Annotated in this window: 14 protein-coding genes and 1 pseudogene; 7 read left to right on the top strand and 8 right to left on the bottom strand. The window is 58.3% G+C overall.

Annotated features, from left to right (window positions below):
- Positions 1-234: 234 nt before the first annotated feature.
- From FVF58_RS02525 to FVF58_RS02545, 4 genes are all read right to left on the bottom strand, one after another.
- Positions 235-813 carry a response regulator gene (locus FVF58_RS02525; protein ID WP_342802395.1) on the bottom strand — a complete coding sequence of 193 codons (579 nt, stop codon included), beginning with the start codon at positions 811-813 and terminating at the stop codon, positions 235-237.
- A 607-nt stretch (positions 814-1,420) separates the two neighbouring features.
- The gene (locus tag FVF58_RS02530) at positions 1,421-1,804 is read right to left on the bottom strand and encodes a YybH family protein (RefSeq protein ID WP_149668365.1); all 384 of its coding nucleotides are present in this window, start codon (positions 1,802-1,804) and stop codon (positions 1,421-1,423) included.
- Positions 1,805-3,887: 2,083 nt separating this feature from the next.
- Positions 3,888-4,196 (bottom strand): acylphosphatase, encoded by a 309-nt coding sequence (locus FVF58_RS02540; RefSeq protein WP_149668367.1) that lies wholly within the window; start codon positions 4,194-4,196, stop codon positions 3,888-3,890.
- A gap of 133 nt (positions 4,197-4,329) precedes the next feature.
- Positions 4,330-6,090 (bottom strand): hybrid sensor histidine kinase/response regulator, encoded by a 1,761-nt coding sequence (locus FVF58_RS02545; RefSeq protein ID WP_149668368.1) that lies wholly within the window; start codon positions 6,088-6,090, stop codon positions 4,330-4,332.
- A gap of 404 nt (positions 6,091-6,494) precedes the next feature.
- Here FVF58_RS02545 and FVF58_RS02550 point away from each other — a divergent pair, with 404 nt between their 5' ends.
- The 3 genes from FVF58_RS02550 (at position 6,495) to FVF58_RS02560 (ending at position 8,841) form a co-directional block, all read left to right on the top strand.
- Entirely contained in the window at positions 6,495-6,689 is a 195-nt protein-coding gene (locus FVF58_RS02550; protein ID WP_188130691.1) for a hypothetical protein, read from the top strand.
- Positions 6,690-7,379: 690 nt separating this feature from the next.
- A complete protein-coding gene (locus FVF58_RS02555) occupies positions 7,380-7,853 on the top strand; it encodes a PRC-barrel domain-containing protein (protein ID WP_149668370.1) in 474 nt (157 codons plus the stop codon).
- A 409-nt stretch (positions 7,854-8,262) separates the two neighbouring features.
- A complete protein-coding gene (locus FVF58_RS02560) occupies positions 8,263-8,841 on the top strand; it encodes a phasin family protein (RefSeq protein WP_149668371.1) in 579 nt (192 codons plus the stop codon).
- A 296-nt stretch (positions 8,842-9,137) separates the two neighbouring features.
- On the opposite strand, the gene FVF58_RS02565 is transcribed toward FVF58_RS02560, so the two are convergent.
- The gene (locus FVF58_RS02565; RefSeq protein WP_149668372.1) at positions 9,138-9,554 is read right to left on the bottom strand and encodes a hypothetical protein; all 417 of its coding nucleotides are present in this window, start codon (positions 9,552-9,554) and stop codon (positions 9,138-9,140) included.
- A gap of 197 nt (positions 9,555-9,751) precedes the next feature.
- Between FVF58_RS02565 and FVF58_RS51175 the strand changes: the two genes are divergently transcribed.
- The 3 genes and pseudogenes from FVF58_RS51175 (at position 9,752) to FVF58_RS02575 (ending at position 10,841) form a co-directional block, all read left to right on the top strand.
- Positions 9,752-9,907 carry a hypothetical protein gene (locus tag FVF58_RS51175; protein WP_188130692.1) on the top strand — a complete coding sequence of 52 codons (156 nt, stop codon included), beginning with the start codon at positions 9,752-9,754 and terminating at the stop codon, positions 9,905-9,907.
- 292 nt (positions 9,908-10,199) lie between these two features.
- Positions 10,200-10,396: pseudogene (locus tag FVF58_RS52470) on the top strand (cold-shock protein); the annotation flags it as partial.
- A 265-nt stretch (positions 10,397-10,661) separates the two neighbouring features.
- On the top strand, positions 10,662-10,841 hold the full coding sequence (locus FVF58_RS02575) for a DUF2934 domain-containing protein (RefSeq protein WP_149668373.1): 180 nt from the start codon (positions 10,662-10,664) through the stop codon (positions 10,839-10,841).
- Positions 10,842-11,071: 230 nt separating this feature from the next.
- Here FVF58_RS02575 and FVF58_RS02580 read toward each other — a convergent pair whose 3' ends face one another.
- Positions 11,072-11,371 (bottom strand): hypothetical protein, encoded by a 300-nt coding sequence (locus tag FVF58_RS02580; protein ID WP_149668374.1) that lies wholly within the window; start codon positions 11,369-11,371, stop codon positions 11,072-11,074.
- Between the two features lie 943 nt (positions 11,372-12,314).
- Here FVF58_RS02580 and FVF58_RS52475 point away from each other — a divergent pair.
- Positions 12,315-12,695, top strand: coding sequence for a hypothetical protein (locus FVF58_RS52475; protein ID WP_246216907.1), 381 nt, complete (start codon positions 12,315-12,317; stop codon positions 12,693-12,695).
- A gap of 112 nt (positions 12,696-12,807) precedes the next feature.
- Here FVF58_RS52475 and FVF58_RS02590 read toward each other — a convergent pair whose 3' ends face one another.
- A complete protein-coding gene (locus tag FVF58_RS02590) occupies positions 12,808-13,125 on the bottom strand; it encodes a P-II family nitrogen regulator (protein ID WP_149668375.1) in 318 nt (105 codons plus the stop codon).
- A 361-nt stretch (positions 13,126-13,486) separates the two neighbouring features.
- Positions 13,487-13,699 carry an SDR family NAD(P)-dependent oxidoreductase gene (locus FVF58_RS54645; protein WP_149668376.1) on the bottom strand — a complete coding sequence of 71 codons (213 nt, stop codon included), beginning with the start codon at positions 13,697-13,699 and terminating at the stop codon, positions 13,487-13,489.
- Between the last annotated feature and the right edge of the window lie 279 nt (positions 13,700-13,978).

Here is a 13,978-nt window from a genome sequence, read left to right on the forward strand (position 1 = left end):
CAAAGCCGCCACAAGAAAATGAGTCTTCATCGACGCGCATTGTCGATGCGTGTCGGCTGCGCCGAATGCGAGTAGGTAACGGTGTGCTTAAACTTTTGACTGTACGTGAAGCCGGGGCACTGCCTCACGCGCGCCGTGACCAGCGGTAGCTCGTTGCAGTGCTGCGGCTCGCTGTTCGGCGAACGACATACTTAACGCAGGTCCTCGTTCTGTGGTCGTGCAACCTGGAGCCGATTAGTGCGAGGGAGCCGTAGTGCACAGGCTCCGCACGATGAGAGCAAGTTCAGAAGGAGAGGTGCCTTTCCGGCAGTACCCGTCCAGGCCCCTGCTGGCTGGATTTGTCATAACAAATCGTCTATCAGCGCATGTGTAAGCCAGTATGAAAGGACCAGGAGCCGGAGCACAATGCTTGATTGCATCTGCGGTTTCGAACCCGTCGCGCTGAGGCATCCAGATGTCCAGGAGAACGACGTCCGGCAACCAGTTCCTGATTGTTTCCAAAGCGTCGCCGCATCCGCCCGCAACGCGGGCCTGCATGCCATCAAGTGATAGACATGTCGCAGTAGCAATAGCGGCGCCGCGATAGTCGTCGATGACTAGAACACGGGGCGCGCCAGCCCTACGGGCTTCGCACTGGTTACACACGTGAGAAGTGCACATGCAGGCCTTCCTTAGCTCGATTTTTTTGGCTTTGCCGTGCTTCACGCGACGCTTGGTGTTCCCGTTACATTGGCGGCGGACGCAGCAGTCAGCCTGACAGGGAGCAAAGCGCATACCGCACATAAGGCGCGAGAACACTCCGTATTGCCGCATTCAACTGTCGAATTACTTGGCTTGCCTTCAAAGAAGTGCGACCTGACTTGCGAGAACTTCACCGCAACCGGAGAAACACCTCCCGGCAAGCAACGTTGGCCGGTCCGTAGACGCCCGTTGAGTCGACAATCGCTCGCAACGTTCGAAACTACTGTCGTCGAAGGTAAAGATGAAATGGCGAAGCGCAATCGCCCGCGGAACAGTAAGCGATGCGCTCTTCGGGCGACGCGGCTACTCCTCCTTCCTTCAGACGCTGGAAGGCGTGCACGGCTTACTGCAATGGCCAATGGACGCCGGCCCCCATCAAGGCTGGGAGCAGCTTGTCCAGTCGTATCAGTCCCACCGAAGTTCTCATCAGGAAACGGTAGTTCTTTCGCGCTATCTACTTTGAAGGTGAGCTATGGGTTAAGACGCGTCGCCTGTTCGACCACTGCCGTTGCAAAGTCAACGACAACCGCATCCGGTACCTCGCGCGGCCGCTGCCGCAGCGACGTAGCCGGGACCCGTCGCAACATCGAGAAAGCGGTTGCCGCGCTCGACTTCGAGTGTGTCAAGCAGTGCGCCACTCGACTGAGTCGTCAAGTCGGCGTAATAGGGTTGCAACTCCTCAAGGCGTCGCGGGATTCACGTTCCACGTGTGCGCTTTGATGCGCAACGCGGAGCCTTCCTTCTGTGCAATGAGTAGGAAGTTTCCGCTGATGTCCATGGTCCGTTCGTCCGACACGTTGATATTCCCAGTCCAGGTTCCGGATTCCCAAGCCACATTTCCATCAGACGTGCAAAGCCCCTGCTGGATTTCCAGATGGTTCCAGATTTTCGTTGCCACTTCGGCCCATTCTTCGATTCCCTTTCGGCCGGTCACGGCTTCCTGGCCCGCCGGGATGAGGATGGCGTCTTCGGCAAACAGAGCGACCCAACTGGGTGTGTCGTGGGAGTTGACTGTATCGGCGAACCTGCCGTTCAACGCGGTAAACGCCTGCGAGATGTCCATGGTTCTATCTCCTTGAGGTGTGATGAGATGGAGTTTGGGCGGATTGATGTCGTGACAACTGGCTTCGCACGGCGTGCTATGCCACGTCCATCTCCGGATGGTCCAAAAAAGCGAACTAACATAATCGCCCGCAGTCGGTGCTTCGTTAGTCACAGCGACAAGCGCATGCGTACGCCGGAGAGGGCGCGCCAGGGTGCTATTGACCGGTTATCGAGAGTATGTGCGGGAAGCAAGCGTCCCTAGTCACCAATTCGTCTTGATTCACTACTCCGCCCTGGAAATCAAACACCTCACGACGTGATAAGGAATATATAGATAAGCCTAGGGCAGCGATTGGTGGATGGCAATCCAGGAAGAATATAAACTGCGCGACGGCATGTGGCTGAAGTTGTTACGGAATAAGGATGCCCCACCTTCGATTAACAACCGCCGAACAAATCAAAAACGAGCCCGGTTTCGACAGGGACCACTGGCCATCCATGGCGGATGCGCAATGGGGCGCCACGGTCCATCACTCACGGGCCGCGATGCAGAGTTCCTGATAGCTTCGCTCAACGGCTGATTGAAAACGCTCGAACAGCTTCCGTGGCAAAAGGCCGCTCGCCTAATTTAGCCAGGAGAGCCGGAGGCAGTTCCGCCCAGACGGCGGATGACGCACGCCAACCTTTTCCAGGAAACCCTCCCGACGCGACAACCGAGTCCGCGACGGCAACGGCCGGCAGCAGCTCGACTTCAACAGTCGCCACCAAGCCCCGATACTGATACGTGCGTTGCATTACCTGCCTACTGTTAAGTTATGGTCAAGCAGGTGCGGCTGCCAGATGGTCGCTGGACAGACCGAATCCGCGTGAACGGCGGTTTCGGCAGCGTTGTGCCGTCAATGTGAGCTTTTGCATACGCAGCGGCATACTGGAGCGCGGCATTCTCCGAGACGAAATAGGCGAGGATTCCGAATGCGCTGCACTTTCCGGTCGGGCGCGTGACAAATACGCTTGCCGCATAGCCTAGCTTCGAGATTGATGCGAAAGGCACAATTACGTGCTGTTTATAACTGAATGGCTGGGAGTCCATAGGGTGCTAAAGCCTTCCGGTAGACGTTGCACTCTGTAACGTCGCGGCATTTCCATACGTTCGGCAACGCACGCTCGCGGACAATTCCCACCGTCCGCGGAATGCACCACTTTGCCCGGAGCGAGTCGCGCCGCCCGCCGAAAGCGCCTATTGCTGATAGCAGATTCATCGTGTGAAAAGTTGGTGGCTCAATTGGCGAAACGCCGGAGTTGCAATAAACAGGTTTTTTCCCTGACCGCCGCTTAAGTGCTTTGCTCGTACAGCATGCTCGCGATATGCGAAGCACCTCGCGCATCTCCATCCCGCACCCGTCCAGGTGCTCGACGCCATCAGACGACTGTTTAGGTTTAGCTGCCTTCACATCGATACGCCGGTTTGCCGGCAGGCGCCTGCCGTGTCGACTTATGAATGCCGGCTGGCGCGTTGCCGCGCGCCAGTCCAACTGAGTTGACAACAGCCGCTGCCTGAACCCCCGAAACGAAAATATCTTGGCAACGCGTTCATCTGCAGTCAGGTGAACCGTTGGCGGCACGGTCACCGCAGCCAGACAGGGAAGCAACCAGAGGCGACGACTTTTCGCTGAAGATGGACGCCCTATCTTTTGATGACGGCACATGGCAGGTTTTCCCGGCCGGGACCGGCGGCTATCAATATATGCCGCGCCAGCGCCGTGTGATTGGGTCATCGCCGCCGCGGCTCATTGTTTTCGATATGCGCGCGATGCGCGTGGCATCCTCGTTTGAAGTCGGAAAGGACCCGGATGTCATCGCGTACAACCCTTCACTGCATTTGTTGTCAGGTGTCGTCTCGCTGTTTCGAGTGGGAGAAGGCGCGGTCTCGAAACTGGGTGACGGTCATGTCGGCCCAAACGCGCACGTCGTGGCGGCAGACGTCGAGACACACCGCTCCTACTTTCCACTCAAAAACTTTGGCGGCAGACGATGCTGCGCATCTTACAGCCGAGGCATTAGAAAGGCCCTCGCGGCGCATGCGGCCCTGACGGGCCTCACACCTACAACGTGGGCAAGAGTTCGAAGTTGTCAAAGCGGACAAACGGTGGCTGCACCTCGGTGACCTCAAGCTCGTCGACAAGCGCTGCGGACATGCCCTCGCTGAGCCAGTCGTACATTTCTGCCAGTTGCTCCGGCGAGCCCTGCAGCATCGCCTCTACCGAACCATCCATGCGGTTGCGGACCCAACCGGTGACGCACAGTTCTCTCGCGCGACGTACACAGGCCTCCCGATAGTCCATCCCCTGTACCTGACCACGCACCTGGACCAGTCGGGTCTCAAGCGACCACTCGTTCTCGTGAGATTCCATGGGCGTACTCCGGTTGCAGGTTGATGCACCCAAGAGGGCGTTTCAATGAAGCGGTTCGGACGCAATCGACTACTTGTGCACGTCCTCCGGCAAGCATTTCAGTCGAATTGCCAGCCAGGCGGTTGAGCGAACCCTACGACGGTCGTAGAACGTTCTCGAGGTCATCAAGCGACAGCGGCTTGATGAGATGGGCATCAAATATCCGTTCGTCAGTCTCGGGTCTGCTGGCAACATCGGAGGAGCCCGTCAGGGCCACCAGCTTCGTCAGCGAGCATTGCGCCCGGAGACGAAGCAGTTGTGCCAGTTCAGGGCCGTCCATACCCGGCATCGAGATATCTATGAGGGCAACATCGGGTGCAAATGACTCGACTATGGAGAGCGCGTCATTTCCACTCGTTGCCCGTTTTACCTCATGCCCCTGGAGTTCCAGGAGCGTGCCCAGCGCTTCTGTGGCGTCCGCGCAGTCATCGACAAGCAGGATGCGCCTGGAGGCAATCGGACGCGGTGCGGTCGTGGTCCGTTCGCCCCTTCTTTCGCAGACGATGGGCAGTCGTATCGTCACCTCTGTTCCCTGCCCTTCACCCGTACTCGCAATGGTGACCGTTCCGTTGTGTGCGGTCACCAGATGCTTGACAACAGCCAGTCCGATTCCAAGGCCTCCCGCTGCGCGCTCACGTGCTGAAGCCGACTGTGCAAACATGTCGTAGACGTGTGGTAGCACTGACGCTGAAATACCCATGCCGTTGTCCTTCACTGTGATGACAGCGTCGCACGGCGACTGGCCTTCGGTGGGAGCGATGCTGAGGTCAGGCGCCGCCACCGATAAGGTGATGTCGCCGCCGGGTGGCGTGTATTTCACTGCATTCGACAACACGTTCGACACAACCTGTGTAAGGCGCACGAGGTCCGCGTGAACAGTCACCGGATACGGCGGAACAGCGACATGCAGTCGATGTTGACCGCAGTTGAGGTCGGACTTCATCGCCGTAACCGCGTCCGCGACGATATCCTGCAGCAGCCCGTACGACGGATGAATGGACAGCTTGCCGTGCTTTATCCGCGAAGCATCCAGCAGGTCGCCTACCAGCCGTTTCAGTAGCTGCATCTGCCGGTCAGCAATATCCAGGGCAGACAACACGTCAGGATAGTCTGCAGCGAGCTTGATTGCCGTCGTCAGGGCGCTGTCAATAGGAGCAATGGGATTGCGCAACTCATGGCTCAAGGTCGCAATGAAGTCGTCCTTCCGTGCTTCAGCCAGCGCCAGCGCATTCCTGGCTGCCTCGGCTTCTGTGGCTCGGGCTTCCGCATCTGCTTTCGCGCGCGCCATGGTGAGCGCCGCACAGGTGAAGTTCGCGAGGCTGGTCAGGATTCGGCGGTCCTCGGCGTCGAACAGGTGCTCCCTGTCGTGGGACATCACCCACAACGTGCCCGACGGCTCTGGTTCACCCGGAATCGGCACGACCAGTTCTTCGATAATCTCGGGGGTTACATGCTTCAGGCAGGCAAAATGGCGCTGGGGAAATGAAAACAGTTGCCCTTCAGCCAGTTCGAGCGTAACGCCACTCGGACTGTCTTCAATTGGGGTTGTGGTGCCGGCGACGGCCACGCATTTACCCGACACCGCGACCCATCTCAAAATGCAGGCGTCATCCGCGTCGCGCTCGAGAAGGCCAATGCCCGCGCTGCCAGCCTCGCACAGACTAAGCGCCATGTCGGAGAGCGTTTGCAGCATGGCGCCTCCCGAGGAGGTCAGTGCCTGCGCCAGACGATGCATCGATTCGCTTTCAGCAGCAAAATCGGCTGGTCGGTGAGGACGTGCGCCGAACGCCGGTGTGACCAGCGTCCCTGCGTGCCGTGCGCGTTCCGCTGCGGAAGGCACAGACGGTCTATCCATATGTCCTCCAGGTTGCAACCCGCACCGCCGATGAGCGGAAAAAATTGCCGTACTGGATGAATTGTAGTCGCTACGCGGCGAAGACCCATGGTGGCAACGTGGCTGTCGGCAGCGGTGGCAAGTCAGGGAACGCTTATTGCACCAGCATGCGTTAACCCCTGGATGTGGGCGACTCTGGTCGCGCAATAGTAGCCTTCAGAACAGTGCGATTGGTGCACAAGCGGAATTTAGGAATAGTCTGGAACGAGCGCGTCGAGACGGCGCCACCGTGGCGCTGAAACGGCAGTCCCCCAAAACCTGTGCGGCGAGCGGGACACGCTGGGCCAAAACGTTAGCTTTGCGTATCTGACTTTCAGGAGCACCCTGCCACGTTTCAGGCGTCACCGGTTGACTACATGGGGACCTTGATTTTCGCGGTCGTTGGGCAGGACATCGAAGGTTTCATCGCAAGCGCCGTCATCACCGACGAAGCGGGAGAACGCAGCCAGGCCACCCGAGCGCTGGGCTTCTTTCCGACCGAAATGGAAGCGCGTCAATTCGCCATCGAGTATGCGAAAGCTGAAATCGGGCGGTGCGCCTTGATGAGACTTACGGGTTAGCCCTATCGCCTCCGTCCAGGGGTACCCCCAACCGACCGGACAGACAGTTTACGGGCGGTGCTTGGTAGAGGACATCACGGGCGAAGCAATTCAGGTCGTGAAATGGTAACAGCAACACCGTCGCCCACAGAGCGGCACGCAATAGCGCGCAGGAACCTGGCGCGCCCAAAGCGAGGTCAACAGTATTCGTATCTCACACATTGCGGCAGGAAGCCGATGCCATGGCTGGCGACATGGAATGATGGAGACGGCCATGCCAAGCCGAATCTATGGCGTTTGCAAAGAGCAGCTCGATAGCGCGTTGCCGGAACTTCCAGCGCCATCGCAAAACGTTTCACACGGGTACGCCATTAGGTCATTCTCGGGGCGCACCTGCCGCGGTTCTGCATGTGTTTATGAAGATGCAATAGCCGATTGGTGGATTATGTCTGCCGCATTGCTGGCGAGGGACCTACATCCCGGCGGTGGCCCGTCGTCCAGTAACACCGACAAACGGGTATTCGACGCCCATTTCATCAAACCGCCGTCACTCAACAACCTGGCGTTGGTCTTGCGAGGTTAGTGCCTACATCCGAACTGAAATTCCGCGTCCAGGGCTACCCTGCTTGTCGCGTCGAACTCGTGGTCATCCGCTCGCGCGGGTATGCCGCTTGCGCGTTACAGAAGCAGCATTTTTCAAGGAGGTGAATCATGGGCTCAATCAATCCGCAAGGTCGCACTCAAAGCGGAGCTAACATCGTGGGCGGAGGTGTCGGCGAAGGTCCGGGGCCGGACATCATGGCCGCAGCAACGCTCGATGGGAACAAGGTCATGTCTTCAGACGGCGAACACGTCGGGAAGATTTCAGACATCATGCTCGACGTCCGCAACGGTCGCATCGCCTATGCAGTGCTCTCCGAGGGCGGCTTCCTTGGAATGGGTTCTAACCTGCACGCCATCCCGTGGACCGCGCTGACTCTCGATACGGACCAGAAGTGCTTTTTTGTTGATATTGCGGCGCAGCGCCTCAAGGACGACCCGGGCTTCGACAAGGACCACTGGCCGGCGATGGCCGATGCGAAGTGGGGAGAGACAACGTACAGCTACTACAATCGGGAACCGTACTGGTCCGCAACGCGGGAAGTGGTGGAAAACGACCCGGCCATCCGGCCGAGCGAGCATTAAAAACCTATCCGGTAATCCGGTAAACCGTCCCAAGCGGATGCCTTATCTGCCGCTCAGCGCCTATACCACCGTGACCTGCGTTGGTGGCATAGGCGCACGCAGCATAGCCCCACCACGAAGACGGCGAAGGCGCCATGGCGATGCGAGCAGATGTGAACCCCGTGAGGCGCAACAGTCTGCGCACGCGATATCCGAAGGTGTCGAGCGACTACGGGCCGCACTGCCGGAACTCACCCCAAGTAGGTCTTATTTCACTACTGGAGGCCGGTGAGTCCATCGCCCCTTTTTTCTGCATCCGCCTCGGGAGCGGCCCTTGCTGCGTCACCAGATTCCTACCCCGTAGCGGTGTTCGCGGTCCCATCGAGTGGCTCCGCGGACTTCCCGCTACTTTACCCAGGTGGAGGTTGTAATGAGCAGTCTTTCTGGTGAACAAGCGATTGCTTCGCAGAGAACCAGTCTCGAAACGCTGTCCGATTTGTGGACCAAGGCATTTGGCTGCATCGAAAAGCTGACTGAGCTGAACTTGCGGGCAGTCAAATCGACGCTCGCCGAAAATCAGGCAATCGCAAATGTGGCGTTGTCAACCAAAGACCCGCAGGAGCTATTCGCATTGCACGCAAAGCGGGCGCAAGCTGCGATGGAAGAAGCACAGTCGTACTGGCGGCATGTGAGCAACATCATGTTCAACACACAGGTCGAACTGGCCGCGAGCGCTGAGGCGCAATTCAATAAGCGCCTGCGTGACACGCAGGCGTTTGTCGACATCGTCGCAAGCAATGCACCGGCCGGAAGCGAAGCCGCTGTGAGTGCGTTGCAGTCGGCGGTTACGGCTGCCAGTGAGGCGACTGGCGCGACGATTGAAGCCAGTAAAAAGGCCGCCGAGCAAGCACTGGAGATTGCGGAAAACAACGTTCACGCCGCAGCTTCCTCCTCAAACAGGATGTCGAAGCAGGCCGTTGAACAAGTCAAAGCTGCCACAAGAAAATGAATCTTCATCGACGCGCATTGTCGATGCGTGTCGGCTGCGCCGAATGCGAGTAGGTAACGCTGTGCTTAAACTTTACTGAAGCCGGGGCACTGCGTCACCGGCTCCGTGAGCAGCGGTAGCTCGCTGCAGTGCTGCGGTTCGCTGTTCGGCGGCGAACGACATACTTAACGCAGGTCCTCGTTCTGTGGTCGTGCAACCTGGAGCCGACTGCGGAAAATCGACATAGGCCTCACTGTATCTCACGTACGCAAGCCCTTTATGGAGAAACGTGAGACGTGCCCGAGCGCGAGCCAGCTTTAGCCCTCTAGTGAAAACGGTGAGCCGCCAGTGTTTTCCTCGAACCACTGAAACGCGTCTTCAACGCTGATAAAGCTGACCCGCTCGCGCACGGCCATGAGCGTTCTGACTTGCTCCTTAATGTCGGGAGGTGGGCTGCAATACGCATTGAGTACTGCTTTTCCCGCAAGTACCCGTTCCACTCTTACGTTCTCCAGCGCGAGCGTAACCTTGAAAAAGCCGCGCGAGATAGTGTTGTTTGTAAGGCTGTCGTCCGCGACGATGACTTGTACCGAGGTATCCGAGTCGGCAGCATCACCCCACAGGGTCGCGGTATCGGTCAAATCCGTGCCGATAAGTTCGCCAGCACGGGAATAGCCGTCCTGCACGCTGGTGACGGTTTTGTGAATCGGGTCGATGAGGAACGATACATCCACAAGCGTCTCTCCGTCAGGCCAGAGGCTATGCGGACCATGATACACGCTGAGGCTGTGCGCGAAACCGTCCCGGCTGGCAGCGCGTTGCTCTGGCACACTGGCCATAAGGGTCGAACACGGCTTCCGCGGTACCTACGCTGGTTGAATCTCATACAAATTGAACCAACACGCAGGTAAGCACCGAAAGTCTTGTCGACATGTTGCAGGAAATCGAGACGGCAGACCCTATCGATTACGCCGACCTGCCGTTTGGCGAGAAGGAACTGCGTCGGCTTGTTTTCGGTTCACTCGTGGAACCCCACAAACCCGTTCAGAAGGACCTCAACGTCGATGACCTTCGCGCCATGTACTAACCTGGGCGGCATATTGTCCCGGCGCAGTAGGGCTGTGAGCCGTGAGTACGCGGCTGACGACGCATCCCCGCGCACCCGCGAAGGGTACTAGCGCACTATCGAGCGGTTTGCCCCCCCGTTTTACCGGATTGACCCACGTACCACAGCAGACTACAACTTCACTGTCACTGCCGAAGTCCCCGGAAAGCGGTCGGGCCCGGTGATTGAGCCGGCGCACTCGAAGCAACGGTTGCAATAAATGTACGGCTTGCGCACCGGATTAAACGCACTCTTCAAATTTGTAGGAGTGGGTTTGGCGACTGGAACGGTGAAGTGGTTTAACGACTCGAAGGGGTTTGGATTCATCACGCAGGACGACGGCGGGGACGACCTGCCCAGTTCTCGGAAGTCAGCGCAGCAGGTTTCAGGACCTTCCCGGAGAATCAGAAGGTCAGCTTCGACGTGAAGACCGGTCCAAAGGGCAAGCAGACCGCAAATATCAAACGGGTCTGGGGAAAAGTCTGCATCTTGGGTCTTACGATGCCCGGTCCGTCTGGCGTCGTACTTTCAAGGCGGAGTCGTGCGAGAGCGTCTGGTGAAAAAGTGCCGCCCGCCACCAAGCGTCGAAATCCGGCATCCAACACGAAGCCCCTGCGGTCGCCGGACTGGCTCTCTTTCTGCTCGCGCGTCGGCTCTTCCCCGTTCCGCCGACGAAACGGTAGGCCGAGCAACAACAGGCGTGGCTGTTCGTGAATAATCTACTGGAGAGACTGCAATGGACAATGTTTCGCGGGAAGAGAAGATTCGTGTGCGGGCCTATGAGCTCTGGCAAAAAGACGGCAGCCCCGAGGAACGCGCCGACGAGTATTGGGAGCAGGCCCAGGCCCAGATAGACGAAGAAGAATACGCGGCCAACGAGAGCGGAATTGAGCCAAAGAGCCGGCTGCCCAAGTGACAGAAACCGGACGCTGAAGAGAGCCCGCCGTCGACCGCCCAGCGGAGCCATAACTCTTGCAGGCGAACCGTTCGGCGGCACAGTGCACGCGGCGCGTCCTTCCGTTGCCGCTGTGCGCCGACCCCACGACGTGCCGGACGCTATCCGGTTTCATCACGCTACCGCATAACGCTCCTGACCGGAACTCGACCTCGCAAATTACACAGGACGCTTCTGTGGCAGCACCGCTGTCAGTAGGCCTTCTTCATGCCGCCGCCTTCGGAAGCAGGTGCATCCATTCCTCCCTTCTTCTGCATCTTAGGGTTCATCTGCTTTTGCGACATGTCGCCCGACTTCCCCATCGTGTTTGCGCCGGACGCGCCAGATGGTGACTCCGTAGTGCCGCTTGCATTCGGCGTTCCCATTCCGGTGCCGCCCTGACCTGCACCGGCGCCCCCAGCACCACTTGTGCCCGCACCCTGCGCATAGCCGGCGCCAGACAAACTCAAAATGAATACCGATAACAGTAATCCTGTCGTAGCAACTCGCATGATGGTCTCCCTCGTGGAGCAAAGCGACCAGTTGCGACCCGGGTCGGTGCAACCGCCGCTGCGTTGATTCGCGCAATTCCCGTGCCGCTGATGACCCTCGCAAAGGTTCCTCAATTTCACCGTTCGCGGTTGGCCGTCCCAAGAACTATTGCGAGCAAGAGCGAAGGTCCGCGCACTGGCATGCGGATGCCGCTGCGCCGCACTGCAGGAGGTTCCCTGGACGCTGCTGTCCATCTTCAAGGCGGTCAACATACCGTCTACAGAATGCAAGTGCGCTGGCGAGAATCCAGGGCGATAACTGTCGCACGCCAACTTATGGAGAGAGATTGTTCACTGACAGGGGGCAGGTGGCATATAAATTTGCCGACCGAGTTAAGCCTTGCTGAACCTTGGACTTCGACTGCGTCGGCACGAGCCAGCAGCCGTCGCATACACTGGCATCAGGCACTGCATGCGATTTGCGAACAACGGTCGTCGTGGCATGCGTGTTGCGCGTCCAAAGGCATCAACCTTTTCAGGAGTACGTGACTGACATCTATGAGTTCTGTCCCCGACAAGCGGCATACGACGCGGTCGCCGGCTGTCGGACAGCCGCACACGCAGCACCCAGTCCGTTTGGGTCGCTGCCTCCCTCACGGAGGAAATCATGACGAATCATCGAAAGAGACAGACACGCGACACGGGCCGCGATGATGATAAAGATGACCGACCAGGAGACACCCCGAACTCCTCTGGCTCGCCAGTGCCCGACAGCGCTGCTCCGGTCTTGCAGTCAGAGGACCAAGACGCATTGGTCGACGAAGACGCGCCGGGATGAGATGCGACGGAAAGAGGCGTTCGCCGAGACGGTACATTTCCAGCTAGGGACGCAGCGAGTAGAGATAGCTGCCAGCACGACCTCTTTGATGGCAACCCTGACGGCTGGAAGACGTATGTCGCCCATATGCAGAAGAAAGTGGGATGGTTTGGGACCGGGCTTCTTGAGATGAAAAGAAGCGTCTCGGACGAAGCGGTGCACGTTGCCGCAGAAGAAGCGAGTCCGGTCGAAGCGTCGGTCGAGGCCACGCCGGCCGCTGAGTGGGATGCGCCCGACGAGAAGAAAGGGTTCGCCTTGGCCCCAGCCAGGGTCGACGTCCTGACGCACTTCTGCTCGTGGCGTCTACCGCAGATTCCAGATTCCCGAGGGCCCGAACTCGGCCTTGGCGACAGCACCCTCAATGACAAAAGCCTGAGCTTCTTCTTGCACAAAACAGTACGGGCTGTTGCCGTAGAGCAGTGGTTGCAAGCCGTCGCTCATGCGTCGAAGGCCGAGATGCGAGGTTGATGCTGTTCGTGTGCCATTTAAAGCTCCGATGGAATGGCCGGCGACAAGACCGGCTCATTTCATCGAGCAACGCACGGACCTGCGCTCAGGACCATCGGCGTGAGCCGTCAGGTCAAGGTATTGCCTCAGATTGCGTTCGGACGCGGAAAAACCTTTCGACGGGAATAATCGCGACTATGCCATCTCCGGCCGGCCCGACGTGCGCGATATCCATGATTGCTCTTACGAGGGTTTCAACGTCCGATGCCTGGGCGAAAATTTCGATTTTGAGGTGCTCGGTCGTCCAATCATCGGCAAACAGGTTTGGATGCGCGCCGAACCCTTTTACCTTGCTAACGGTTATGCCGTGGATATCAATAGCGCCGAGCCTCTTTTCCAGAGTTTGCAGAACGTCCGGCGGAACAACCGCCACAACACATTTAAGTTCCATGTCTTGCTCCTCGTTGACTCCTTGATGGAAGGACGTCATGCGCTGCTACCCCTTCGGCGCCCACCTTGCATCAACTACCTGCCTGAGTCTTCCCTGCATCTCGAACTCCGTCTTGTGTCATCTGATAGTGTATCTCCGCCGTACGTTGGGGAACCGGACAAGTTACTGCAATCCGGTCTTCAAAGCATTGCAAGTGCAACGGCGGCGTATCGGCGTTGGCGAGCGTGATAGGTGCCTGCGCCGGCTTCTTCGGGTCGTTGGCCTCTTTTCCATTGACAGCGACCGTTGCTTCACGCGTAGCCCCCGCCGTTGCACCATATGCGTCGATTACTTTTGCGTATTTGACGGAATTGCCGCTGTGTTACTCAGTGCTGAAGTACCCTGGTTCCACTACCGTCACATGAATTCCCAGTGGGGCGACCTCGATGGCCAAGCACTCGGTGATGCCTTCTACGGCGAATTTCGTCGCCCAATAGCTATCTGGCTGCAACGGAACGGGCTGACGGCAAGCTGGCTGGAGCGGATTGAAGTTGTCGCCGAGGCGCATGAAATCGCTCGCGCGGTCGTAGAGCATGAACTCAACGATGAAGGCGATGCGCGGCCCGAGCAGCTATTTACTTCTGCAATGACGGTTCAATACGCATCTCCCCTTGTTGCCAAAATCTGGAGGCGATGTAACAGTGCAGTCTCAAATCGATGCGCGGATTCGTTCCAAGCACAGACCGAAGATGGAACCGGACACGTACAAGGGATACAGCATTTGGGGCCACGCGATTCCTCAGCATGACGGCTATGCGGCGAGCGGAACCATCACGAAGGGTACGAAGCTCGTCGAGAGCTCGGGTGTGCTCGC

The sequence above is a fragment of the Paraburkholderia panacisoli genome (genome assembly GCF_008369935.1).
GTDB lineage: Bacteria > Pseudomonadota > Gammaproteobacteria > Burkholderiales > Burkholderiaceae > Paraburkholderia > Paraburkholderia panacisoli.

What these genes read in the sequence shown, in the direction of transcription:
- FVF58_RS02525 (WP_342802395.1), bottom strand. Translation starts at nt 813, where the DNA reads ATGCGGCAATACGGAGTGTTCTCGCGCCTTATGTGCGGTATGCGCTTT.
- FVF58_RS54645 (WP_149668376.1), bottom strand. Translation starts at nt 13,699, where the DNA reads ATGCTCTACGACCGCGCGAGCGATTTCATGCGCCTCGGCGACAACTTC.
- FVF58_RS02575 (WP_149668373.1), top strand. Translation starts at nt 10,662, where the DNA reads ATGGACAATGTTTCGCGGGAAGAGAAGATTCGTGTGCGGGCCTATGAG.
- FVF58_RS02530 (WP_149668365.1), bottom strand. Translation starts at nt 1,804, where the DNA reads ATGGACATCTCGCAGGCGTTTACCGCGTTGAACGGCAGGTTCGCCGAT.
- FVF58_RS02580 (WP_149668374.1), bottom strand. Translation starts at nt 11,371, where the DNA reads ATGCGAGTTGCTACGACAGGATTACTGTTATCGGTATTCATTTTGAGT.
- FVF58_RS02545 (WP_149668368.1), bottom strand. Translation starts at nt 6,090, where the DNA reads ATGGATAGACCGTCTGTGCCTTCCGCAGCGGAACGCGCACGGCACGCA.
- FVF58_RS02540 (WP_149668367.1), bottom strand. Translation starts at nt 4,196, where the DNA reads ATGGAATCTCACGAGAACGAGTGGTCGCTTGAGACCCGACTGGTCCAG.
- FVF58_RS52475 (WP_246216907.1), top strand. Translation starts at nt 12,315, where the DNA reads ATGCAGAAGAAAGTGGGATGGTTTGGGACCGGGCTTCTTGAGATGAAA.
- FVF58_RS02590 (WP_149668375.1), bottom strand. Translation starts at nt 13,125, where the DNA reads ATGGAACTTAAATGTGTTGTGGCGGTTGTTCCGCCGGACGTTCTGCAA.
- FVF58_RS02555 (WP_149668370.1), top strand. Translation starts at nt 7,380, where the DNA reads ATGGGCTCAATCAATCCGCAAGGTCGCACTCAAAGCGGAGCTAACATC.
- FVF58_RS51175 (WP_188130692.1), top strand. Translation starts at nt 9,752, where the DNA reads ATGTTGCAGGAAATCGAGACGGCAGACCCTATCGATTACGCCGACCTG.
- FVF58_RS02560 (WP_149668371.1), top strand. Translation starts at nt 8,263, where the DNA reads ATGAGCAGTCTTTCTGGTGAACAAGCGATTGCTTCGCAGAGAACCAGT.